This window comes from Streptomyces sp. NBC_01233 (genome assembly GCF_035989305.1).
In the GTDB taxonomy this organism is placed as follows: Bacteria; Actinomycetota; Actinomycetes; order Streptomycetales; family Streptomycetaceae; genus Streptomyces.
Genome location: NZ_CP108514.1, coordinates 2,166,832 through 2,188,909, shown reverse-complemented (window position 1 = coordinate 2,188,909; position 22,078 = coordinate 2,166,832). Strand labels below are relative to the sequence as shown.

20 protein-coding genes and 2 pseudogenes are annotated in these 22,078 nt (G+C 72.6%); 14 read left to right on the top strand and 8 right to left on the bottom strand.

Translation table 11 applies throughout. The annotated features are described in order from the left end of the window. Window positions 1–759: a nucleotidyltransferase domain-containing protein gene (locus OG332_RS10065; RefSeq protein ID WP_327413127.1), complete on the top strand. Its 759-nt coding sequence runs from the start codon at window positions 1–3 to the stop codon at window positions 757–759. On the opposite strand, the gene OG332_RS10060 is transcribed toward OG332_RS10065, so the two are convergent. After that, entirely contained in the window at window positions 748–1,428 is a 681-nt protein-coding gene (locus OG332_RS10060; RefSeq protein ID WP_442816130.1) for a nucleotidyltransferase domain-containing protein, read from the bottom strand. The two genes, OG332_RS10065 and OG332_RS10060, sit on opposite strands and share 12 nt — an antisense overlap. A 260-nt stretch (window positions 1,429–1,688) precedes the next feature. On the opposite strand from OG332_RS10060, the gene OG332_RS10055 reads away from it, so the two are divergent. After that, on the top strand, window positions 1,689–2,915 hold the full coding sequence (locus tag OG332_RS10055) for an IS110 family transposase (protein WP_327419166.1): 1,227 nt from the start codon (window positions 1,689–1,691) through the stop codon (window positions 2,913–2,915). 31 nt (window positions 2,916–2,946) lie between these two features. Here the strand turns inward: OG332_RS10055 and OG332_RS10050 are convergent, their stop codons facing one another. Beyond that, the gene (locus tag OG332_RS10050; RefSeq protein WP_327413126.1) at window positions 2,947–3,420 is read right to left on the bottom strand and encodes a Rieske (2Fe-2S) protein; all 474 of its coding nucleotides are present in this window, start codon (window positions 3,418–3,420) and stop codon (window positions 2,947–2,949) included. A gap of 83 nt (window positions 3,421–3,503) precedes the next feature. Next, complete coding sequence (locus OG332_RS10045) at window positions 3,504–3,845, bottom strand: DUF952 domain-containing protein (protein ID WP_327413125.1); 342 nt, start codon at window positions 3,843–3,845, stop codon at window positions 3,504–3,506. Window positions 3,846–3,960: 115 nt separating this feature from the next. Here OG332_RS10045 and OG332_RS10040 point away from each other — a divergent pair. The 5 genes and pseudogenes from OG332_RS10040 to der form a co-directional block, all read left to right on the top strand. Next, a pseudogene (locus OG332_RS10040) lies at window positions 3,961–4,422 on the top strand (YidB family protein); the annotation flags it as partial. Between the two features lie 132 nt (window positions 4,423–4,554). Further along, window positions 4,555–5,643, top strand: coding sequence for a prephenate dehydrogenase (locus OG332_RS10035; RefSeq protein WP_327413123.1), 1,089 nt, complete (start codon window positions 4,555–4,557; stop codon window positions 5,641–5,643). Window positions 5,644–5,903: 260 nt separating this feature from the next. Next, complete coding sequence (gene cmk, locus OG332_RS10030) at window positions 5,904–6,611, top strand: (d)CMP kinase (protein WP_327413122.1); 708 nt, start codon at window positions 5,904–5,906, stop codon at window positions 6,609–6,611. After that, window positions 6,566–7,255, top strand: a complete 690-nt coding sequence (locus tag OG332_RS10025; RefSeq protein WP_327413121.1) for a lysophospholipid acyltransferase family protein — start codon at window positions 6,566–6,568, stop codon at window positions 7,253–7,255. Before cmk ends, OG332_RS10025 begins: the two co-directional genes overlap by 46 nt. 75 nt (window positions 7,256–7,330) lie before the next feature. Further along, entirely contained in the window at window positions 7,331–8,794 is a 1,464-nt protein-coding gene (gene der / locus OG332_RS10020; RefSeq protein ID WP_327413120.1) for a ribosome biogenesis GTPase Der, read from the top strand. 37 nt (window positions 8,795–8,831) lie between these two features. Here der and OG332_RS10015 read toward each other — a convergent pair whose 3' ends face one another. Together OG332_RS10015 and OG332_RS10010 are read right to left on the bottom strand one after the other, a co-directional pair. Then, window positions 8,832–9,197 (bottom strand): hypothetical protein, encoded by a 366-nt coding sequence (locus tag OG332_RS10015; RefSeq protein ID WP_327413119.1) that lies wholly within the window; start codon window positions 9,195–9,197, stop codon window positions 8,832–8,834. A 207-nt stretch (window positions 9,198–9,404) separates the two neighbouring features. Further along, on the bottom strand, window positions 9,405–10,211 hold the full coding sequence (locus OG332_RS10010; RefSeq protein ID WP_327413118.1) for a hypothetical protein: 807 nt from the start codon (window positions 10,209–10,211) through the stop codon (window positions 9,405–9,407). A 298-nt stretch (window positions 10,212–10,509) separates the two neighbouring features. On the opposite strand from OG332_RS10010, the gene OG332_RS10005 reads away from it, so the two are divergent. The 3 genes from OG332_RS10005 to OG332_RS09995 all read left to right on the top strand — a co-directional run bounded on the left by OG332_RS10005 (window position 10,510) and on the right by OG332_RS09995 (window position 13,019). Continuing rightward, entirely contained in the window at window positions 10,510–11,331 is an 822-nt protein-coding gene (locus tag OG332_RS10005; RefSeq protein WP_327413117.1) for a LysM peptidoglycan-binding domain-containing protein, read from the top strand. Window positions 11,332–11,447: 116 nt separating this feature from the next. Next, window positions 11,448–11,972, top strand: a complete 525-nt coding sequence (locus tag OG332_RS10000) for a hypothetical protein (RefSeq protein WP_327413116.1) — start codon at window positions 11,448–11,450, stop codon at window positions 11,970–11,972. A 66-nt stretch (window positions 11,973–12,038) separates the two neighbouring features. After that, window positions 12,039–13,019, top strand: a complete 981-nt coding sequence (locus OG332_RS09995) for a helix-turn-helix transcriptional regulator (protein WP_327413115.1) — start codon at window positions 12,039–12,041, stop codon at window positions 13,017–13,019. 283 nt (window positions 13,020–13,302) lie between these two features. On the opposite strand, the gene OG332_RS09990 is transcribed toward OG332_RS09995, so the two are convergent. Both OG332_RS09990 and OG332_RS09985 read right to left on the bottom strand, forming a co-directional pair. Beyond that, on the bottom strand, window positions 13,303–14,370 hold the full coding sequence (locus tag OG332_RS09990) for a phosphatase PAP2 family protein (protein ID WP_327413114.1): 1,068 nt from the start codon (window positions 14,368–14,370) through the stop codon (window positions 13,303–13,305). Window positions 14,371–14,609: 239 nt separating this feature from the next. Further along, window positions 14,610–15,725 (bottom strand): hypothetical protein, encoded by a 1,116-nt coding sequence (locus tag OG332_RS09985; protein ID WP_442816129.1) that lies wholly within the window; start codon window positions 15,723–15,725, stop codon window positions 14,610–14,612. A 282-nt stretch (window positions 15,726–16,007) separates the two neighbouring features. Between OG332_RS09985 and OG332_RS09980 the strand changes: the two genes are divergently transcribed. Both OG332_RS09980 and OG332_RS09975 read left to right on the top strand, forming a co-directional pair. Next, complete coding sequence (locus tag OG332_RS09980) at window positions 16,008–17,657, top strand: MFS transporter (RefSeq protein WP_327413112.1); 1,650 nt, start codon at window positions 16,008–16,010, stop codon at window positions 17,655–17,657. Window positions 17,658–17,835: 178 nt separating this feature from the next. Further along, complete coding sequence (locus tag OG332_RS09975) at window positions 17,836–19,008, top strand: acyl-CoA dehydrogenase family protein (protein WP_327413111.1); 1,173 nt, start codon at window positions 17,836–17,838, stop codon at window positions 19,006–19,008. 9 nt (window positions 19,009–19,017) lie between these two features. Here the strand turns inward: OG332_RS09975 and OG332_RS09970 are convergent, their stop codons facing one another. Next, window positions 19,018–19,467: a cell division protein SepF gene (locus OG332_RS09970; RefSeq protein ID WP_319731194.1), complete on the bottom strand. Its 450-nt coding sequence runs from the start codon at window positions 19,465–19,467 to the stop codon at window positions 19,018–19,020. A gap of 285 nt (window positions 19,468–19,752) precedes the next feature. Between OG332_RS09970 and OG332_RS09965 the strand changes: the two genes are divergently transcribed. Together OG332_RS09965 and OG332_RS09960 are read left to right on the top strand one after the other, a co-directional pair. Then, on the top strand, window positions 19,753–21,072 hold the full coding sequence (locus tag OG332_RS09965) for a DUF5685 family protein (RefSeq protein ID WP_327413110.1): 1,320 nt from the start codon (window positions 19,753–19,755) through the stop codon (window positions 21,070–21,072). A 77-nt stretch (window positions 21,073–21,149) separates the two neighbouring features. Further along, a pseudogene (locus OG332_RS09960) lies at window positions 21,150–21,988 on the top strand (DUF1684 domain-containing protein). Window positions 21,989–22,078: the final 90 nt, after the last annotated feature.

Genomic DNA, 22,078 nt, shown 5'->3' with positions numbered 1-22,078 from the left:
ATGCTGGACGCACTGAGTATCGACCTGACCCCCGTCGTGGCGGAGCAGCCCGATCCGCTGCTCTTCGCCACGGTGTCGGGCGCCCACCTGTACGGCTTCCCGTCCCGGGACTCCGACATCGACCTGCGGGGCGCCCATCTCCTGCCGGCGCAGGCCCTCCTCGGCCTGCGCGAACCGGAGGAGACCCGCACCCGCATGTGGGACCGGGACGACGTGGAGATGGACCTCGTCACGCACGACCTGCGCAAGTTTGTCCGCCTGATGCTGAACCGCAACGGCTACGTCCTGGAACAGCTGCTCTCCCCGCTCGTGGTCCACACGACACCGGCGCACGAGGAGCTGATCGCGCTGGCCCCGGGCGTGCTGACCTCCCACCACGCCCACCACTACCGGGGGTTCGCCAACACGCAGTGGCGGCTCTTCGAGAAGGCCGCCGAACTCAAGCCGCTGCTCTACGCGTTCCGGGCGCTGCTGACCGGCATCCACCTGATGCGGTCGGGCACGGTGCAGGCGCACCTGCCGACCCTGCTGGCCGAGGTGCCCGAGGCGCCCCCGTACCTCGCCGCCCTGATCGAGGCGAAGGCCGCCGCCGAACACGGGGGCTACGAGGGCCCGGCCGTCGGCGGGGTGCGCGCGGACTTCGAGGCGCTGCACGCGGTCCTGGACGGGGCGCGGTCCGCCTCCGCGCTGCCCGAGCACGGGTCGGCGTACGACGCCCTCGACGAGTTCGTCGTACGGCGCCGGGCGCTACGCGACTGACGCGCGGCGGGCCCGCACCAGGAAGTCCTCGACACGGGCGAGGTCCGGCTCCGCGGGCAGGGGAGTGGTGGCCAGGGCGGTCTCGGTCTCCTCCTGGAGACGGGCCATCCAGGCGTCGACCTCGTCCCAGGCGAGCTCCCCGCGGCGGACGGCGAGGAGGCGGTCGCGGTGCGGGCCGGCATCGATGCTCAGGCGGCCCGTGCGCAGCAGGTCGCGGCAGGACAGCAGCAGGCGCAGCAGGTGCATGGCGTGCTTCCAGCGCGGGGCGCCGTGGACGCGGACGTCGGCGAGGAGTTTGCCGTGCTGGGAGGCGGCGTACCGGCTGAAGGTGGTGTGGGCCCGGCGGGAGAGGAAGGCCTCGCGCAGCGAGAGCAGTTCCTCACCCACCGGCGTGAGCTCGTCCACCAGGGGGGAGTGCAGGCACTCCAGGATGTTCGGGTTGGCCCGCAGCGCGAGTGCGCAGAAGCGCTCCAGCTCCCAGGAGAACTCCTCGTCCCGCGGGCCCTCCACGTGCGTGGGGGGCTTCTCGAACCGCCAGAACAGCGGCGTCGGGGCGAGGTAGACACCGCGCCGGTCGGTGTCGCTCGCCTCCGTCGCCAGCCCGAACGCCCGGGAACCCATCACACACCGGTAGACCGTGTGGTCCCGTACCAGCGTCAGATCGTCCATCCGGGGAGGGTAGACGCCTAATGGGAGCTACGGAACCGGGGAATGCTCGGTTCCGTAGCCGCCAGCTGGTGAGCACTTTCGACGCCGGAGCCTTCGAGCTCTGAGGTCAGACCGTGCCCTTGCTGGTCGGCCGGGAGGCCAGACCGCTGATGGGGTGGCGTGCCCGCCCCACGGGGCGTGAGCACTGGATCCATTAGGCCGCGTGCCGTGCCTTCCGCAGGCTGCACCGCTGGGTGAAGTACGTGACCGGGGAGGGTCTGTTGCTGCTGATCGGTGATGACTGGGCCGAGGACCACCATGATGTCGAGGTCCAGGACGAGACCGGCCGGAAACTGGCCGCCGCGAACCTGCCCGAAGGAGTGGCGGGCATCGCGAAACTGCACGAACTCGTCGCCCGCCACGGCGGTGAGGACCTGGACCCGGCCGGCGTCGTGGTCGCAATCGAGACCGACCGCGGCTCGTGGGTGCAGGCCCTGATCGCCTCCGGCTACCAGGTGTTCGCGGTCAACCCCCGGCAGGTCAACCGCTTCAAGGAACGGTATGGCTCCTCCGGAGCCAAGAGCGACAAGGGCGACGCGCACGCGCTCGCCGACATGGTCCGCATCGACCGGGCCCAGCTGCGGCCGGTGGCCGGCGACAGCGAGGCGGCCCAGGCCGTCAAGGTCGTCGCCCGCGCCCACCAGACCCTCATCTGGGAACGCACCCGCACCTTCCAGCGGCTGCGCACCACACTGCGCGAGTACTTCCCCGCCGCCCTGAACGCCTACTCGGACCTGACCCTGACCAGCACCGACGCGCTGGAACTGCTGATCAAGGCACCCACCCCGGCCACGGCGGCGAAGCTGACCCGCACCCAGATCACCGCCGTCCTGACCCGCCACCGCCGCCACAACCGGGACGCGAAAGCGGCCACCGTCCAGAGCGCGCTGCGTGAGCGGCAGCTCGGCCTGCCCGAGCCGGTCACCGCCGCCTACGCGGCCGCCGCCACCGCTCACGCCCGTCTGATCATCGCGTTGAACGAGCAGATCGCCGTGATGGAAGAGCAGGTGAGGGCACATTTTCTGGCGCACCCGGACGCTGAGATCTACCTCTCGATGCCCGGCATCGGTGAGATCGTCGGCGCCCGGGTGCTCGCCGAGTTCGGAGACGACCCCACCCGATACACGTCCGCGAAGGCCCGCAAGAACTACGCCGGCACGAGCCCCATCACCAGGGCCTCCGGCAAGAGCCACACCGTCCAGGCCCGCTACGTCCGCAACAACCGGCTCGCCGACGCGCTTCAGACCCAGGCGTTCTCCGCCCTGCGGTCCTCACCCGGCGCCCGCGGCTACTACGACAGGCAACGCGCCCGTGAGGCCGGCTACAACCCCGCCCTCCGCCAGCTCGGGAACCGGCTCGTCGGCATCCTCCACGGCTGCCTCAAAACCCGCACCCGCTACGACGAAGCGACCGCTTGGTCCCACCACACCCACCCCCATGCCGCTTGACACCAAACGACATGGGGTGTCTGACCTGCCGCTATGCGAGCGAGATATTGCCGTCCGCCGCGACCTTGATCTTCTTCTCCGCCAGTCCCTTGGTGGACGGACCCTTGGTCACCGCGCCGTCCGCGATCGCGAACTTGCTGCCGTGGCAGGAGCAGTCGATGCTCCCGTTCTCCACCTTGTTCACCAGGCAGCCCTGGTGGGGGCAGACCGCCGTGAAGCAGCGGAAGGACCCGGCCGTGGGCTGGGTGACCACGAGCTTCTCCTCCTTGAGGATCGTGCCGCCGCCCTTGGGCACGTCGGCGGTCTTGGCGAGGACCTGCGCGCCCGCCGAACCGGATTCCGGGGTGGCGGCGGTCGAGGCGGCGGGTGCGGACGCCGAGCCGTTCGATTGTCCCTCGGGGGACTTCTCACCGTCGCTGCCGCAGGCGGTGAGCGCACCGCCTGCCAGGGCGGCCGCGCCCGCCGCCAGTACCGTGCGCCGGGCGGTGTGCGTGGGGTCGCTCATGAGTCTCTCCTCGCGTTGTGGCCGGGAAGGGCGTGCAGCATCCTGGCCTGCGGCGAGCCTCAGGTGAAGCGTGCCGCGCCGTCTCACCGGACCGGTTCCCATGGGGCCAGTGAGGCAGGACTGCCAGGAGTGCGTACGACCTCCCACACGTGGATCACGGCCTCCCGGTTCAGCGGGCCGTGAACATGTGGGTAGCGGACGCCCGATTCACCCTCCCGGCGGACCTCCGCGGTCAGGGCGTCCTCGTCGAGCTCCACCGCGAGCAACGTACCCGGCACCCCGCGGTAGTGCGCGTCGGCGATCGCGAGCGCCGTGGGGCGATCGGCCGAACAGTGCACGAAACCCTCCGAGTCCAGCGAGGGCGGGGCGAACGGGAGCCCGGGCGCGGCGGCCCAGTCGGCGAGCGGGACGATGTGGAAGATCATGCCGATCGTTCTACCGCAGCGGCCGGAGGCCCGCGCATCAGGTGGCGACATGAGGCGGTACGGGTGACATTGTCCGTGACTCGAAGCCGGGTACGGCGCTGCCGCGCGGCCCGGCCCCTCTTCGAAAGGCAGGACCATGGCGGGTAACGACCTCGGCTCCCTTCTCGGCGGCCTCCTCGGGGGCGGCGGCGGCCAGGGCGGGAGCGGCGGCGGGGCCGACATCCTCGGCTCGCTGCTCGGCGCGCTGACGGGCGGCGGCGCCGGCCAGGCGGCCGGCGGCAACGGCGCGAACAATCCGCTCGGCGGCCTGCTGGACATGCTGACCAAGTCCGGCCTCGCCGACCAGGCGCAGTCCTGGATCGGCACCGGGGAGAACAAGCCCGTCAGCGCCGACCAGATCAAGGAGGCGCTGCCGGACGGGGCCCTGCAGAAGGCCGCGGAACAGGCCGGCATCTCGCCGGAGCAGGCCGCCGACCAGATCGCGCAGGTCCTGCCGCAGGCGGTCGACAAGCTGACGCCGCAGGGACAGGTCCCGTCCGGCTCGCTGGAGGACATCATCAAGGCGCAGGTGCTCTGACCGTCGCGGACGACGGTCCGTCAGGGCCCGGCCGCCGTCCCACCGGACGGACCGCCGGGCCTTCGCGCGTCCGCTCTGGCTACCCTGGCCAGGCAGTCCCGTCACCGTGCCGTACGCAACCCTGGAGCGCCCGTGAGAACTGCCGTCGTCATCGGAACCGGACTGATCGGCACCTCCGCGGCGCTCGCCCTGGCGGCGCGCGGGATCACCGTGCACCTCGCCGACCACGACCCGGACCGGGCCCGCACGGCGGCCGCCCTCGGGGCCGGCACCGACGAGGCGCCCCAGGGCCAGGTCGACCTCGCGATCGTCGCCGTACCGCCGGCCCACGTGGCGGCGACCCTGGCCGACCTGATCGGACGCAAGGCGGCGCGGGCCTACGTGGACGTGGCCAGCGTCAAGGGCGGTCCGCGGCGGGAGCTGGCGGCGCTCGGCGTCGACCTCGCCGCGTACATCGGGACGCACCCGATGGCGGGCAAGGAGCAGTCGGGACCGCTCGCCGCCACCGCGGACCTCTTCGAGGGCCGCCCGTGGGTGCTGACCCCGACCCGGGACACCGAACACGAGGTGCTGAACCTCGCGCTGGAGCTGGTGGCCCTGTGCCGGGCCGTCCCCGTGGTGATGGACGCGGACGCGCACGACCGGGCGGTGGCGCTCGTCTCGCACACCCCGCAGCTGGTCTCCAGCATGGTCGCGGCCCGGCTGGAGGAGGCCGACGAGACGGCGGTCCGGCTGTGCGGGCAGGGCATAAGGGACGTGACCCGGATCGCGGCCTCCGACCCCCGGATGTGGGTCGAGATCCTCTCGGCCAACCCGGGACCGGTGGCCGACGTCCTCGCCGGGATCGCGGCCGACCTGGAGGAGACCGTGGAGGCGCTGCGGGGCCTCCAGTCGGCCGACGTGGAGAAGCGGCGCGGCGGCGCGGCGGGCATCGAGGACGTGCTGCGGCGCGGGAACGCGGGCCGGGTGCGGGTGCCGGGCAAGCACGGCGCGGCGCCGACGGTCTACGAGATGGTGGCCGTGCTCATCAGCGACCAGCCGGGGGAGCTGGCGCGGATCTTCGCCGATGCGGGGCGGGCGGGGGTCAACATCGAGGACGTGCGGATCGAGCACGCGACGGGGCAGCAGGCGGGGCTCGTGCAGCTGATGGTGGAGCCGCGGGCGGTGGCCGGCCTGACGGCCGAGCTGCGGGAACGGGGCTGGGCGCTGCGGCAGCAGTAGCGGTGCGGTGCCGCCGCCGGGGGCTCTGCCCTTATCAGGGCCAGGGTTTCGCCGCGGACGAGGATCGGGGCTCGGCCCGGGATCCTCCCCGGACTCCGTCCGGGGAGGATCCCCCACGCCTCGAACGCCCGCGGGGCCGGACGGTGCGGCGAAGCCGAAATGCAGGGCGGGGCCGGGAGCTGTCGGGGGGCCGGTAACCTTGGGGAGGGGCGTTTTGCCGCGCCCGGACACGTACGCGCAACCAGGAAGGTGCCCGCACCGTGGAAACCGCAGCTCCGTCCGCCGTGATCGTCGCCATCGACGGTCCCTCCGGCACGGGCAAGTCCAGCACCTCCAAGGCCGTGGCCGCCAAGCTCGGGCTGCGCTACCTGGACACCGGTGCCCAGTACCGGGCCATCACCTGGTGGATGATCACCAACGGTGTCGACACCGACGACCCGCAGGCCGTCGCGGTCGCCGCCGGCAAGCCGTCCATCGTGTCCGGCACCGATCCGGCCGGCCCCACGATCACCGTCGACGGGCTGGACGCCGCCGGGCCGATCCGGACCCAGGAGGTCACCTCCAAGGTCAGCGCCGTCAGCGCGGTCCCCGAGGTGCGCACCCTGATCACCGAGCTGCAGCGCTCCATCGCCGCCGCGGCGGCCCTGGAGGCCGACGGGATCGTCGTCGAGGGCCGGGACATCGGCACCACCGTCCTGCCCGACGCCGACCTCAAGATCTTCCTGACCGCCTCCGCCGGGGCGCGGGCCGCCCGGCGCAGCGGAGAGCTCCGCGGCAAGGAGGCCACCGACCTGGCGGCCACCAAGGAGGCGCTGATCAAGCGCGACGCGGCCGACTCCGGCCGCAAGACCTCCCCGCTGGCCAAGGCCGACGACGCCGTCGAGGTGGACACCACCGAGCTCACGCTCGACCGGGTGATCGAATGCGTCGTGACCCTGGTCGAAGAGAAGCGGGCGGGCCGCAAGTGAGCGAATCGCCCTCCCTCACGGGTGCGGCGGTCGGCAGGCGCATCGGCATCGGGCTCATGTACGGGCTGTGGAAGCCGCGCGTACTGGGCGCCTGGAAGGTGCCCGCCTCCGGTCCCGTGATCCTCGCCGTGAACCACTCGCACAACATAGACGGCCCGATGGTCATGGGCACCGCGCCGCGGCCCCTGCACTTCCTGATCAAGAAGGAAGCGTACGTCGGCCCGCTCGGCCCCTTCCTCGACGGGATCGGGCAGGTCAAGGTCGACCGCACCGGCGCCGACCGGACGGCGATAGGCCGCGCCCTGAAGGTGCTCGACAACGGAGGGGCCCTGGGGATCTTCCCCGAGGGCACCCGCGGCGAGGGGGACTTCGCCTCGCTGCGCGCGGGTCTCGCGTACTTCGCGGTCCGCAGCGGAGCGCCCATCGTGCCCGTGGCCGTCCTCGGCAGCAGCGAGAACCGCGGAAAGCTGATCCCGGGGCTGCCGCCCTTCAAGAGCCGGGTCGACGTCGTCTTCGGCTCCGCCTTCGACGCCGGCGACGGCACGGGCCGACGTACCCGTACCGCGATGGACGAGGCCACCACACGCATCCAGGACCGGCTGACCGCCCACCTGGCCGACGCCAAGCGCCTCACCGGGCGCTGAGCGAGACTTGAACCAGTAGTGGAACCGCGCTGCGCGGGTACCACCGACCACCACGAACGACGAGGAACGGACTTCATGAACGACCAGCACGACCACGGAGCACTTGGCGATGCCGAGTACGCGGAGTTCATGGAGCTCGCCGCGGAAGAGGGCTTCGACATCGAGGAGGTCGAAGGCGCCATCGAGGAGGCGGGCCACGGCCCGCTGCCCGTCCTCGCCGTCGTGGGCCGCCCGAACGTCGGCAAGTCGACCCTGGTGAACCGGATCATCGGCCGCCGCGAGGCGGTCGTCGAGGACAAGCCCGGCGTCACCCGCGACCGCGTCACGTACGAGGCCGAATGGGCCGGCCGCCGCTTCAAGGTCGTCGACACCGGCGGCTGGGAGCAGGACGTCCTCGGCATCGACGCCTCCGTCGCCGCCCAGGCCGAATACGCCATCGAGGCCGCCGACGCGGTCGTCTTCGTCGTCGACTCCAAGGTCGGCGCCACCGACACCGACGAGGCCGTCGTACGGCTGCTGCGCAAGGCGGGCAAGCCCGTCGTGCTGTGCGCCAACAAGGTCGACGGCCAGAGCGGCGAGGCCGACGCGGCCTCCCTGTGGTCGCTCGGCCTCGGCATGCCGCACCCGGTCTCCTCGCTGCACGGCCGCGGCACCGGCGACATGCTCGACGCCGTCCTGGAGGCCCTGCCCGAGGCTCCCGCGCAGACCTTCGGCGGCGCCGTCCCCGGCGGCCCGCGCCGGATCGCGCTGATCGGCCGTCCGAACGTCGGCAAGTCCTCGCTGCTCAACAAGGTCGCGAAGGAGGACCGTGTCGTCGTCAACGAGCTGGCCGGCACCACCCGCGACCCGGTCGACGAGCTGATCGAGCTCGGCGGCATCACCTGGAAGTTCGTCGACACCGCCGGCATCCGCAAGAAGGTCCACCTGCAGCAGGGCGCCGACTACTACGCCTCCCTGCGCACGGCCGCCGCCGTCGAGAAGGCGGAGGTGGCGGTCATCCTGATCGACACCACCGAGACGATCAGCGTCCAGGACCAGCGCATCATCACCATGGCCGTCGAGGCCGGCCGCGCGATCGTCATCGCGTACAACAAGTGGGACGAGCTCGACGAGGAGCGCCGCTACTACCTCGAGCGCGAGATCGAGACCGAGATGCAGCAGGTCGCCTGGGCGCCTCGCGTGAACGTCTCTGCGCTCACCGGCCGCCACATGGAGAAGCTGGTCCCGGCGATCGAGACCGCCCTCGCGGGCTGGGAGACGCGCGTCCCCACCGGCCGGCTGAACGCCTTCCTCGGCGAGGTCGTCGCCGCCCACCCGCACCCGATCCGCGGCGGCAAGCAGCCCCGCATCCTGTTCGGGACCCAGGCGGGCAGCAAGCCGCCGCGGTTCGTCCTCTTCGCCTCCGGCTTCCTGGAGCACGGCTACCGCCGCTTCATCGAGCGACGTCTGCGCGAGGAGTTCGGCTTCGAGGGCACCCCGATCCACATCTCGGTGCGGGTGCGCGAGAAGCGCGGCGCCCAGTACAAGAAGAAGAAGTAGCAGCGCGAGCAGCGGTGCGCGGAAGCGCTGTCCGGGGTCAGTAGCCCCGGCGAGGAGCGGGCGGCAGGGCCGCCGGGATGTGCGTCATCCCGGTCTGGTGCTGCCGCCCGCCGGCGTATCCGGAGGGGCCCGCGTACGCGTACGCCGGCTGCGGCTGGGGGGTGTACGAGGGCTGCCAGTCGTCGGTCCGCTGCCACGCGGAACCGCTCCAGCCGCTGCCGTACGAGCCGGCGCCGCCGGTGTAGGAGCTCCCGTAGGAGAAGGCCGTGAACCCGAGGTCCTCCTCGCCCGAACGGTCGCCCGGCAGGGCCCGGAAGGCACGCAGGTACTCCGAGTACAGCGTGTCGTAGATCGGGGTGTGCGAGACGGCCGGTGCGCTGTCCCGGTCGCGTACGGGGCGCATCGCGGGGACGGTGCTCGGATAGGACGGGGCGCGGGAGGAGTCGTATGAATGCACGTATCAGCCAACGAAACCGACGGCTTGCGGATGCGGGGTGACAGGGGAGGAAACGCAGATCGCCGGGGGTGCGCGGGACGGACCGCACACCCCCGGCGCACGCCGCCGGGCCCCCTCGTCAGGGGGCTGGCGGCCGTTCCGGTACCGCCTCGGTCAGGCGCCGGGCGAACCCGCCAGGGGCATCGCGGCGGCCACGAGCTTGCCCGCGGCGGCGGCCTTGTCCAGCGCGTCGCGCAGCAGGTCCTCGCGGGGCTGCTGGCCGATGGAGCCGACCGGGGCGGCGTAGATGAGCACGCGCTGGGTCTTCTGGACGGCGGTGCGCCAGCCGTCGGTGACCGACAGCGCCTGGTGCGCCTGCCACCAGGCGACCTGGCCGCCGCCCTCGGAGCCCGGCTGCAGCACGGCGTGCAGCTGGCCGCCGGCGAGCAGGACCGACCAGCCGCCCAGGACGGTGGGGAGCTCGGCGGTGTCGGTGACCGGGATGAAGCCCTGCTCGATGAGGAGCGGCAGGAAGTCGTCGCCCGGGCCGTCGCTGCCGGGGCGGGCGATCGGCGCGGTCGGCTCGACGACCAGGGCCGGGTGCAGCTCGCCGCCGATCAGGATCAGGCCGCTGGTGATGCCGAGGACCGCCTGGCCGCCGGGCACGTTCTGCGGGGCGTTGCCGTCGGCGCCGGGCGCCGGGCTGTCGCCGGTGATGCTGCGGACGGCACCCTGGAGCTGCTCCTCCGAGACGGAGACGACCTGCGAGGGGATGCAGGTGGCGTGGGCGAAGGCGAGGACGGCCGTCTCCTCGCCGACGAACAGCACCGTGCTGGTGCGGTCGTTCTCGGGGTCGCCGGGAGTGCGGCAGGAAGTGCAGTCGTAACTGCGCGGCGCGTCCTCGCCGACGAGCAGCCTGTCGGCTTCTTCGTCACCGATCTCGGCACGTACCTCATCACTGACGTCGAGCATGCGCGGCACGGGGTGGCTCCTCGGCATAGGTGCGGGGCCGGGGGACTCCCGGCTCGCCGGGCTCAACGGACGAGCGGCGGCGGGGGTCACGCCATTGGAGGGAACGGAATCGAACCGGGCCCCCGGAAGAGTGAACCGTCCGACTGGAGCGTTGTTTTCGTGCCAACTGTTTTCTGGTTGTGGTCAGTTGGCGGCTGGGTATGGCCGTTTGGGGCAGGGGGGGGCGGGTCGGCCGACCGGGTGGGGTGCGGTGACCCGCCGCGTGGCGGGCCGGAGGGGGCCGCAAGGGGCTGCATAGCGTGACCCGATGCCCAACTTCCGGATCCGCCGGGCCGCCGCCTGCGGCGTCGCCGTTGCCGCCGCCGTGCTGGTGCTCCTCCCTCCCTGCGACCCGGCGGCCGCGGCTCCGCCACCGCCCGCGCCCGGACCGGCGGGAGCGGCGCACCCCGGCTCGCCGGGGGTGATCGGCAGCGGGCCGGGGGACTGCGGACCGGGCGGGGAGTGGCCCTGGGACTGCGTGGCCGACTGCGAGAGCGGTGGACGGTGGGCGGTCAACACCGGCAACGGCTTCTACGGCGGGCTGCAGTTCTGGCAGCCGACCTGGGAGGAGTACGGGGGGCTGGCGTTCGCCCTGCGGGCCGACCTCGCGACCCGCGGACAGCAGATCAGGATCGCGGAGGACCTCCTCGGCTCGCAGGGGTGGAACGCGTGGCCGGTGTGCTCGAAGCGGTACGGGCTGGCGGGGCGGATGCACGCGGTGCGGGCCGGGGACACGCTGGTGTCGATCGCACGCAAGCACCGGGTGCGGGGCGGGTGGCGGGCGCTGTACGAGGCGAACCGGGAGCTGATCGGGCCGCGATCGGAGGCGATCGCGGTGGGGATGCTGCTGGCGGTCCCCGAGCCGCAGCCGCAGCCGCAGCCGGAACCGAAACCGAAGCCTGAGCCGAAACCGCGGCCGGAGGCGGAACCGGGGCCTGAGCCGAAACCGAAGCCTGAGCCGAAACCGAAGCCTGAGCCGAAACCGCGGCCGGAGCCTGTGGTCGGGCCGGTTCCCGCCCGGCCGGACGCCGCGTCCCCCGCCGTGCCGTCGCCGTCGCCGCCGCCCGCCAAGGCTCCGGCCCGCGGCTGAGAGCACCGCATCGCCGCGGCCCGGCACGGCAGGTCCGCGCGTTGCGGGATGCCCTGAAGGCACTGACCCTGGAAGCACCGAGCCGAACGGCTCGCTCGGAGCCGGTGGTGAGTCAGATGGTCCAGAGCAGACACCCTCGGGCCGCGGCCTGCGCGGCGGCCGCAGTCCTGCTGGCCGTACCGGCCGTCGCGGGATGGTCCCCGGCCTCCGGGCCGGGAGAACGGGGATCCCCGGGCCCGCCGGCGGCCGTGGCCGCCGCCGTGCCGGCCGTGGACGGCCCGGCGGACCCCGAGGCCGCCAAGGCGCAGATCGAGAAGAACTGGGCCACCTTCTTCGACCCCGAGACCTCCGTCAAGGAGAAGGCCGAGCTGCTGCAGCACGGTGAGACGCTCGCCGTGCTGCTGGGCCTCTTCGGGGCCGACGCCAACGCCCCCGAGACCTCCGTGGAGATCACGGACATCACCTTCACCTCGCCCACCGAGGCCAAGGTGACGTACGACCTGATGGTCAGCGGCATCCCGGCGCTGGAGGACGGCAAGGGGGTCGCGGTGCTGGACGACGGGGTCTGGAAGGTGTCGCTGAAGAGCCTGTGCGGGCTGATCGAGCTCAGCGGCCACGACGCGCCGGCGCCGCCCTGCTGAGACCCCGCTGCCCGGCCGGATTCCGCGCGGCTCCGCGCCGCCGGGCTCCGCTGGCAGACTCGGGGAATGCTCGACACCTCCGCACGACTCCTGCGCCTCCTGTCCCTGTTGCAGGCCCACCGCGAATGGACCGGGGCCGATCTCGCGGAGCGCCTCGGGGTCACCGCGCGCACGGTCCGGCGCGACGTGGACCGGTTGCGGGAGCTGGGGTACCCGGTGAACGCCAGCCCGGGGACCGGCGGCGGCTACCAGCTGGGGGCGGGGGCCGAGCTGCCCCCGCTGCTGCTGGACGACGACGAGGCCGTGGCCGTCGCCGTCGGGCTGCGGACCGCCGCGGGGAACGGGGTGGAGGGGATCGGGGAGGCCTCCGTACGCGCCCTCGCGAAGCTGGAGCAGGTGTTGCCTTCGCGGCTGCGGCGCCGGGTGTCCGCGCTCAACGAGTTCACCGTGCCGATGCTGCGGGGGGCCGAGCGGTCCACCGTGGACGCCTCGGTGCTGACCGAGCTGGCCTCCGTCTGCCGTGACGGTGAGCGGCTTCGCTTCGGCTACCGGGACCACGAGGACACCGTCAGCCGCCGCACCGTCGAGCCACACCGGCTGGTCTGCACCGAGCGGCGCTGGTACCTGGTCGCCTGGGACCTGGACCGGGACGCGTGGCGGACCTTCCGAGCCGACCGGATCGAGCCCAGACCGCCGCACGGACCGCGGTTCACCCCGCGTCCGCCGCCCGCCGAGGACCTTGCCGCGCACGTCTCCGAGGGGGTGTCGCAGCGGGTGTACGCCGCCCGTGCGGTGGTGCGGCTGAAGGTTTCGGCGCAGGAGGCGGGACGGATCGTCGGGCCGAGCGACGGAGTCCTGGAACCGGTGGACGGGCAGAGCTGTCTGCTGCGCACCGGGGCGGTGAGCCTGGACGTTCTGGTGATTCACATCATGCTGCTCGGCTGTGAGTTCGAAGTGGTCGAGCCGCCGGAGCTGACGGACCGGATCAGGGTCGCGCGGGATCTCCTGGGGAGGGCCGTGGATCCAGGAGAAGTGAAGGAAATGTAGCGGACCTGAGGGGGATTCAGCTGGTCTGGTCCATGAGGACCGTGGCAATGTCCGCCACGAATTCCGGGCCGCTCGGGGGAAATTCCAAAGTCCTTGCACGTCGGGCGTGTCGCGGTTCGGAAAACAATGTGCGGCTGTTGATATTCTGTGACACAAGCGTGACCCGGGACGGACGAACGTCCGGGCGCGGCGCTGACGAACGACGAAGGCGGGCCCGGTCGGTGAGACCGGGCCCGCCTCGTGTCGCGGGTGAGGTGGTGCGTACCGACCCGCGGTGGATCCGTCAGCCGCCGGCGATCGGCCGGGCGGCCGCCCCCCGGGTGGCGGCGGCCCGCTCGGTGTGGGCCGGGCGGCGGCTGCCGACCGGGGTGACCGGGGTCCGCTCGGAGCGGATCAGGTGCGGCCGGGCCGCGGCCGGGTGCGGGGCGGGCCGGGGAGCCGGGGAGTGCGCCGCGCCGGCAACGGCCGCGGCGGGGACCGGAACCGGCTCCTCGGCGACGGGGCCGTCGACGCGCCGCAGCTGCCATTTGCCGCCCGCGGAGAGCAGCGGCGTGAGCGCGGAGACGACCGGCGCGGGCATCCGTCCGGTCTCGGCGCGGCGGCGCAGCAGCTCGCGCAGGTCGAAGACGTAGGCCTCGCTCCGGGCGATGAGCGGCTCGAACCAGGGCAGGGCCAGCAGGATCAGCAGACCCGCGGACCAGCCGAGCAGAACGTCGCTGACCCAGTGCGTGCCGAGGTACACGGTGGTGGCGCCGACGCTCAGCGAGACGACGGCGGACACCACGGACAGCACCCGCCGGGTGACCACGGTGGAGGCCAGGTAGGCCAGGATCCCCCAGGTCACGACGGCGTTGGCGGTGTGGCCGGAAGGAAATATATCGCCGCCCGCGAAGAGTTCGGCGGATCCGATCTCCGTGGCGTAGTGCGGGCCGAGCCGGCCGAGACCGAGCTTGACGGACCCGACGGTGACGTTGAGCAGGAGCAGTGCCACGCCGAGGGTGATCAGCGGGCGGAGGGTGTGCTGGCGCCAGCAGCGCCAGCCGAGCCAGGCGGCGACCATGACCGCGGTGGGTCCGCGCTGGCCGAGCACGACGAGGTAGTCGAGGAAGGCGTGTACCTGCGGCCACTGTTCGTAGGGCCGGAAGAACATGATCTGCCAGTCCAGGCGGACCAGCCACGAAGTGGTCAGTACGGCCACCACGATTGCGAGATAGAAGACGAGGGTCGATCCCAGGAGTACGACGCGGTGCCGGCTCATCTGCGGGGTTTGCAGATGAGCCGGTCGCTCTGGTTCCCGGTCCAGCCGGGCGAACACCCGCTCCAGACGGGTCAGGATTTGGTCGGTACGCACTCAATCGACGTTACCGCGCGCCGCTGGTCGGCCCGGGCGAATCGCGGGCTTTGTGATGACCATGTGATGTGGAGTTGGTCTCACGCGGTGCTTAATTCGCGGTATTTCGGCAGTGGTTGGAACCAGGGTGATCCACTGTCTCGGCAATTGTTTCGGCCGCTTACCCGAACTTTATTGCCGCAGGTCATTTCTTTTGCTGAAAGATGGATGGGAATGATTCATTCCGTTATGTGGGGACTCTAGGGAGGCCCCGACCCGTTCAGCCAGAACGCCCCGTAGAGCGCCGAGACCAGGGCCGCCGCGCCCAGCACCAGGGCGGCCCGCCGGGTCCGCCACCCGGCCAGCGCCAGCGCCGGCGGCAGCATCAGCGGGAAGGCCGGCAGCAGCAGCCGGGGCTTGGAGCCGAAGTACCCGGAAGCGCACAGCGCCAGCGCCACGACGATCCCGCAGTACACGAGCAGCGGCGCCGGCTGCCGCTGCCGCACGCACGTCGCGTACAGCCACAGCACCAGCACCACCCCCGCGATCAGCCCCACCCCGGCGGGGAAGGCGGACGAGGCCAGCTTCGCGCCGACGAACCGGGCGAAGGCCCAGCCCCCGTCGAAGCCGTTGCCCCAGCCGCCCTGCACCTCCAGGTACCCGAGCAGCCCGCTCCCGGTGTGCGCGCCGACCCACAGCACGTACGCCGCCGCTCCCAGCGGAGCCAGCAGCGCGCCCGCCGCCATCCGCCAGGACCGCTCACCGCGACGCCAGCCCAGAACGGCCGCCACCCACACCGCCGCGACCACCGCCGCACCGACCGGGCGGGTCAGCCCGGCACCCGCCGCGAGCAGCCCCGCCGTCAGCCACCGGCCGCGCAGGGCCCCGTACAGCGCCCAGGCGGCCAGCGCCGTGAACAGCGACTCGCTGTACGCCATCGACTGCACGATCCCGACGGGCAGCGCCGCCCAGACCCCGACCGCGAACACCCCAGCCCGGCGGCCGTGGAGCAGATCGGCCACCGCGAAGATCCCCCAGGCCGCGGCGAGCCCCGCGACCGCCGACACCACCAGGCCGGCGGAGCCGTACGACAGTCCGGTCGCCGCCGAAACCAGCCGCTCCAGCCACGGCAGCAGCGGGAAGAACGCCAGGTTCGAGTGGACGTCCCCGTTCGGGAGGACCACCTCGTACCCGTACCCCTCCGCGGCGATGCGGGCGTACCAGAGCGAGTCCCAGCGGGCCGACAGCAGCGTGTGCGGGCTGCTGCCCGCCGCCGCGCCCCACACCGCGAGCACGGTCAGCCCCAGCAGCCGGACCGCCGCGAAGACGGCCAGCGCGGGCGCGGCCCGGCGAAATCCAAGATCTTTCACGGGCATGATTATCGGTGGCGCCGGGCCCTGCCCGGGTCCGAGAACCACCGGCCGTGAGCGCGCGTGTACGCGGGGGAGGATCGGGGGCGCGGGAGTGGCGCACACCACACCGGGGCCGTCGCCGGGATGAGAGCTTGGCCACGTGTCGGACGGACGAACTCGCGTACGCTGACCGTTCACTCGCGTGTCGATGCCGGACCCCGTTGGACGCCGCACAGCGCACCACCCCCCGTGGCTCCACAAGACGCTGGTCCGCCGAGCGCGAGGGATCACCTGGGAGGTACATGCATGTCGGGGACGAACGCGGCCGGGGCCAGGACCCCTTCCCCCTGGCAGCGGCTCAGCGCGGCCTCCGGCGGAGCCAACCGCTGGGTCGTCCTGGCGGTTCTCTGCGTCAGCCTGGTCCTCGTCGCACTCGACGCGACCATCCTGCACGTCGCCGTCCCCTCCATCACCGAGGACCTGCGCCCCGGCCCGATCGAACTCCTCTGGATCGTCGACGCCTACCCGCTGGTCTGCGCCTCCCTGCTCATCCTCTTCGGCACCCTCGGTGACCGGGTCGGCCGCCGCCGCATCCTCCTCCTCGGCTACGGACTCTTCGGCGTCGCCTCCGCGATAGCGGCCCTCGCCGACAACGCCCAGGTCCTCATCGCCGCGCGCGCCCTGCTGGGCATCGGCGGCGCGATGATCATGCCCGCCACCCTGTCGATCCTGCGCCAGGTCTTCCCCGACCGGCGCGAGCGGGCCCTGGCCATCGGCATCTGGACCGCCGTCGCCGCGGTCGGCGCCGCGAGCGGGCCGGTGCTCGGCGGCTTCCTGGTCCAGCACTTCTGGTGGGGCTCGGTCTTCCTCATCAACATCCCGCTGATGGCACTGATCCTTCCGCTCGGACGCTGGCTGCTGCCCGAGTCGCGCGGCGCCGCGGACGGACCGTGGGACGTGGTCGGCGCGCTCATGGCCGCCGCCGGCGTACTCGTCTCGGTGCTCGGCATCAAGCGGCTCGGCGCCGAACGCCACCTCCTGGACGCACAGGCCGTGGTCCCGCTGCTGCTCGGCGCGGTGCTGCTCGTGCTGTTCGTACGGCGGCAGAAGCGGCGGACGCACCCGCTGATCGACATGCGGATGTTCTCCCGCGCCGCCTTCTCCACCTCGGTGGCCTGCATCGTGCTCGCCATGCTGGCCCTCGTCGGCCTGGAGCTGATCGCCGTCCAGTACCTCCAGCTGGTGCTGGAACTCAGCCCGCTGGAGACGGGCCTGCGGCTGCTGCCGCTGACCTTCGCCGCCATGGCCGCGGGCGCCACCGGGTCGTACACGCTGGGCCGGGTCGGGCCGCGCACGATGGTCTCGCTGGGCTTCCTGCTGACCGCCTTCGCCGTGCTGCTGCTGACGCTGATGGGCCAGCAGGACCGGCCGCTGCTGCTGACCGTCGGCTTCATCCTGCTCGGCTTCGGACTGCAGACCACGCTCTTCGCCGCGTACGAGTCGATGCTCAGCGAGGCCCCGGCGGCCACCGCGGGCGGCGCGGCCTCGATCGGCGAGACCTCGTACCAGCTGGGCGCGGGCATCGGCATCGCGCTGCTGGGCAGCGTGATGAACGCGGCGTACCGGCCGGGGCTCGTGGGAGTGCCGGGGGTCTCGAAGGCGGACGCGGCGGGCGCGGCGAACTCTCTCGGCGAGGCCTATCAGATCGCCGCGCACCTCGGAGGGCCGGCGGGGGCCGCGCTGTACGCGGCGGCGCGGCACTCGTTCGTGCACGGGCTGCACGTGACCCTGCTGGTGAGTGCCGGACTGTTGTTCGCGGGGGCGGTGATGGCGCTGAAGCTGCCGCGGGCCATGGAGTGCGGGGCCGCCGAGGGTGTGGCCGAGCCGGTGCGGTTGCCCGCGCAGGCGAGCGGTGAGCCGTGCGTGGCTCCTGCGCCGGTCGAGCACGCGGGCTGATCGCCGTTGCGGGGGCGCTGCCCCCGAGCCCCCGCGCCTCAAACGCCGGCGGGGCTGGATGGTGCGGGCGGGGCCGCTGTCATGGCGGGGCTGGATTTGGGCGGCGAGGGCTAATAGCGTCGGGCGGGCGCAAAAACTTGCGTTGCCGGGTTTTGTATTCAGGCCGCCGGGAGGCCCCGTGTCCGCGTTCCTGCCCCATGATCCGCTCGGGCTCGACGAGCTCCTCGGGCCCGATGACCTCGCCGTCCGCGACACCGTCCGGAGCTGGGCCGCCGACCGGGTGCTGCCGAACATCGCCCAGTGGTACGAGAGCGGTGAGCTGCCCGGGATCCGGGAGCTGGCCCGGGAGCTCGGGGCCATCGGGGCGCTCGGGATGTCCCTCGAGGGCTACGGCTGCGCCGGGGCCAGTGCCGTGCAGTACGGCCTCGCCTGTCTGGAGCTGGAGGCCGCCGACTCCGGCATCCGCTCGCTGGTCTCCGTGCAGGGCTCGCTGGCCATGTACGCGATCTGGAAGTACGGCTCCGAGGAGCAGAAGCAGCGCTGGCTGCCCGGCATGGCCGCCGGCGAGCTGATCGGCTGCTTCGGGCTGACCGAGCCCGACGTGGGCTCGGACCCCGCCGCGATGCGCACGTACGCCAAGCGCGACGGCACGGACTGGGTGCTCAACGGGCGCAAGATGTGGATCACCAACGGGTCGGTGGCCGCCGTGGCCGTGGTGTGGGCGCAGACCGACGAGGGGATCCGCGGATTCGCGGTCCCGACGGACACCGCAGGGTTCTCCGCGCCGGAGATCAAGCACAAGTGGTCGCTGCGGGCCAGCGTGACCAGTGAACTCGTCATGGACGACGTGAGGCTGCCCGCCGATGCCGTGCTGCCGTCGGTGAAGGGGCTCAAGGGGCCGCTCGGCTGTCTCAGCCACGCGCGGTACGGGATCATCTGGGGGTCCATGGGCGCGGCCCGCGCCAGTTTCGAGGCGGCGCTCGACTACGCGAGGACGCGGGAGCAGTTCGGCAAGCCGATCGGCGGCTTCCAGCTCACCCAGGCCAAACTGGCGGACATGGCCCTCGAACTCCACAAGGGCATCCTGCTCGCCCACCACCTGGGCCGGCGGATGGACGCGGGCACCCTGCGGCCGGAGCAGATCAGCTTCGGCAAGCTCAACAACGTCCGCGAGGCCATCGACATCTGCCGTACCGCGCGGACCATCCTCGGTGCCAACGGGATCTCGCTCGAATACCCCGTCATGCGGCACGCCACCAACCTCGAATCGGTCCTCACCTACGAGGGCACCGTCGAGATGCACCAGCTGGTGCTGGGCAAGGCGCTCACCGGTCTCGACGCCTTCCGGTGAGGGCCCTGCTCAGCTCTGGTTGAAGAAGTCGCGCGAGCGGCCGCCGGGCTCGCCGCTCACGATCTGGGTGTCGGCCGGGGTCAGCAGGAAGACCCTGGTCGCCACCCGCTCGATCGAACCGCGCAGCCCGAAGGTCAGGCCGGCCGCGAAGTCGACCACGCGCTTCGCGTCGCCGGGGTCCATCGAGGACAGGTTCACGATGACCGGGACCCCGTCGCGGAACAGCTCGCCGATGCCGCGTGCGTCACGGAAGCCGTCCGGGGTGACCGTCGCGATCCGGCGGCCGTGCTCCACGGCCGACTCGGAGGCCACCTTCACCCGCGGGTCGGTGACCCACTGCTCACCGGGGCCGGCCACCGAACCCTGGGCGGCCTCCGCGTAGTCGTCGTCGTAGTAGCGCTCGTCGTCGCTGTCCTCCACGAGACCCAGCCAGGCACTCGCCTTGCGCACCGAACCCATGGACTGCCTCCTTTCACCGCGGTCAGTCTGTCTTCTCTCCGCTGCCCCTATGCTCGTCCATGATGCTGACAACGCGCCAAGTGGATAGCCGCCGCGCAGAGGTTTCGTGACGGTACTGGTGCAGAACATCCGTTGCACGGTCAAGGATCCTGATGGCTACCACTGCTGACTGAGTGAAAATACGACCACTGCCGCCGTGCGGGTGAGCGATGGGGACGTTCGAGTGAACGACACGGCTCGCTACGATGCCCGGCAGGTACGCGTACGACACACGGGGGAAGCAGCTTGTTCGGCATCGTCAGACCTTGCACGCACCGGCTGGGGGAGCGGTTCAAAGCGGAGTGGATGGCCCATCTGTGCGGGCTGTGCCTGGCACTTCGGGGAGACCACGGGCAGTTCGCCCGGATCGTCACGAACTATGACGGCTTGCTCGTCTCCGTTCTGACGGAGGCTCAGTCGGGTCCCGCGCCCGACGCCCGACGCACCGCGGGGCCCTGCCCACTGCGCGGGATGCGCACCGCCCCGGTCGCCCAGGGCGAGGGTGCGCGGCTCGCGGCCGCGGTCTCGCTCGTCCTCGCCTCCGCGAAGGTGCGCGACCACGTGGCGGACCGGGACGGGCTGTTGGCCCGCGCACCCATCGCCGCGGCCGCGCGCAAGGTGGCCCGGGGCTGGGACCGCGCCGGCGCCCGCACCGGGGCCTCGCTCGGCTTCGACACGGCGGTGCTCGTCGACGCCGTGGACCGGCAGGCGGGCATCGAGACGCTGGCGGGCCCCGGCACGCCGGTGCTCGTGGTGACCGAGCCGACGGAGACCGCGACGGCCGCCGCCTTCGCCCATACCGCGCAGCTGGCCGGACGGCCAGGCAACGCACCGGCCCTGGCCGAGGCGGGCCGGTACTTCGGGCGGCTCGCGCACCTGCTGGACGCGGTGGAGGACCAGGGCGCCGACGCCGCGGCGGGCGCCTGGAACCCGCTCACCGCCACCGGGACCTCGCTCACCGAGGCCCGCCGGCTCTGCGACGACGCCCTGCACGGCATCAGGCTCGCGCTGAGCGAGGTCGAGTTCGCGGACGCGGGGCTCGCCCACCGGCTGCTCGTGCACGAGCTGCGCACCTCGGTGGACCGGGCCTTCGGGACCGGCAGTTGCGCCCACACGGCGACCGCCTCCGCCGGGCAGGGCGGCAACCCCTACGGGGGCCAGCCGTACGGCGGCCAGGGCGGGAACCCGTACGGCCAGAACCCGTACGGCGGGGCCCCGTACGGCGGGGCTCCGTACGGCGGGGCCCCGTACGGCGGCGGAGCCGGCGGGCCCGGGATGCCGCCCACGGGCCCGGGCGGATTCGGCGGTGCGCCGCCGCCGCAGCGGCCCCGCCGCGGACTGCTCGCCGGCTGCGCGGTCGCCCTCGGGCTGTTCTGCACCTGCCAGATGTGCTGCACCGAACACGAGGGCCCATGGTCACGGAAGAAGCGGGACCCGTGGTGCGACGCCTGTGAGTGCTGCGACTGCTGCAACGGCACCAATGGTTCCAGCGGTGGTGGCGGCGGGAGCGGTGGCGGCGGTGGCGACGGCTGCTGCAGCTGTGACTGCTGCGGCTGCGACTGCTGAGGCTCCTTCAGGTTTCACAGGTCCGGACGGCGTACGAGGGGATTCCCGTCCGGACCCGTGTGGAAGGGGTGAGCGGGATGAGCGACGACGCAGACGATCCGCATGCCGCCCGGCGGACATGGCACGAGGGTGGGGCCGCGGCCGTGTCCGCCCCCTACGGTCCCCTCGCGCTGACGGGCACGTACGGGATCGCCGACTACCCGGAAGGTCGAATTCCGGCCGTCCCGGGGCTCTGGCGCGCGACCGACGGCGGTGTGGCGCTCACCGCCACCGCCCACGACGCCCTGCGCCTCGACGGCGAACCAGGGGGTCCCCCCGACGCAGTCTGGGGGAGGGTGACGCCGTACCGGCCGCCGACGAGGCCCCGCCCGCGCCCTCCCGGCTCTCCGCCGGGGAGGTGCGGATCGTGGTGATCCGCCGCGAAGGGGAGTGGGCGGTAAGCGTCTTCGGCCCCGCCTCCGAGGTCCGCCGGGCCCGCACGGGCGTCGAGGCCGCCCCGTACGACCCCGCCTTCGCGCCGCAGGGCCGTTTCCGGCCGTATCCCGAGGACCGAAGGGTCCAGGTGGAGACCGCCGACGGGCGGGCCCGCGGACTCGGCCTCGCCGGGGAGCCGACCTTCCCCTTCCAGGGCGCCGAGCACACCCTCCAGGTCGCCGTGGACGAGGACGGCGGCAGCCTCAGGGCCGTGTTCGGCGATGCCACCGGCGGGCGGTCCAGCTCCCGCTTCCGCTTCCTGCAGCCCGGCATACCGGACGCAGGCGGGGCGATCACCGTGGATTCCCACCGGCCGCTGCTGCCCCCCTGCGCCTTCGCGGACCACTTCCTCCGCCCGTTTCCGCCCCCGGGGAACACGCTCCCCTTCGAGGTGGCGGTGGGCGAGCCGAGGCTGAAAGCCGCTCTTGCGACCGGTATCTGACGACAGGACACTCCCGACAGCGCTTGTCAGGGGCACGGCCAAAGTTCATGCGCCCGCCGTGCCCCCGGCTGCGCCTCACGGGCTCAGGCA

What these genes read in the sequence shown, in the direction of transcription:
- der (WP_327413120.1), top strand. Translation starts at nt 7,331, where the DNA reads ATGAACGACCAGCACGACCACGGAGCACTTGGCGATGCCGAGTACGCG.
- OG332_RS09985 (WP_442816129.1), bottom strand. Translation starts at nt 15,725, where the DNA reads ATGCCCGTGAAAGATCTTGGATTTCGCCGGGCCGCGCCCGCGCTGGCC.
- OG332_RS09995 (WP_327413115.1), top strand. Translation starts at nt 12,039, where the DNA reads ATGCTCGACACCTCCGCACGACTCCTGCGCCTCCTGTCCCTGTTGCAG.
- OG332_RS10015 (WP_327413119.1), bottom strand. Translation starts at nt 9,197, where the DNA reads ATGCGCCCCGTACGCGACCGGGACAGCGCACCGGCCGTCTCGCACACC.
- OG332_RS10025 (WP_327413121.1), top strand. Translation starts at nt 6,566, where the DNA reads ATGCGTCGTGACCCTGGTCGAAGAGAAGCGGGCGGGCCGCAAGTGAGC.
- OG332_RS10060 (WP_442816130.1), bottom strand. Translation starts at nt 1,428, where the DNA reads ATGGACGATCTGACGCTGGTACGGGACCACACGGTCTACCGGTGTGTG.
- OG332_RS09980 (WP_327413112.1), top strand. Translation starts at nt 16,008, where the DNA reads ATGTCGGGGACGAACGCGGCCGGGGCCAGGACCCCTTCCCCCTGGCAG.
- OG332_RS10005 (WP_327413117.1), top strand. Translation starts at nt 10,510, where the DNA reads ATGCCCAACTTCCGGATCCGCCGGGCCGCCGCCTGCGGCGTCGCCGTT.
- OG332_RS10045 (WP_327413125.1), bottom strand. Translation starts at nt 3,845, where the DNA reads ATGATCTTCCACATCGTCCCGCTCGCCGACTGGGCCGCCGCGCCCGGG.
- OG332_RS09970 (WP_319731194.1), bottom strand. Translation starts at nt 19,467, where the DNA reads ATGGGTTCGGTGCGCAAGGCGAGTGCCTGGCTGGGTCTCGTGGAGGAC.
- OG332_RS10000 (WP_327413116.1), top strand. Translation starts at nt 11,448, where the DNA reads ATGGTCCAGAGCAGACACCCTCGGGCCGCGGCCTGCGCGGCGGCCGCA.
- OG332_RS10065 (WP_327413127.1), top strand. Translation starts at nt 1, where the DNA reads ATGCTGGACGCACTGAGTATCGACCTGACCCCCGTCGTGGCGGAGCAG.
- OG332_RS10050 (WP_327413126.1), bottom strand. Translation starts at nt 3,420, where the DNA reads ATGAGCGACCCCACGCACACCGCCCGGCGCACGGTACTGGCGGCGGGC.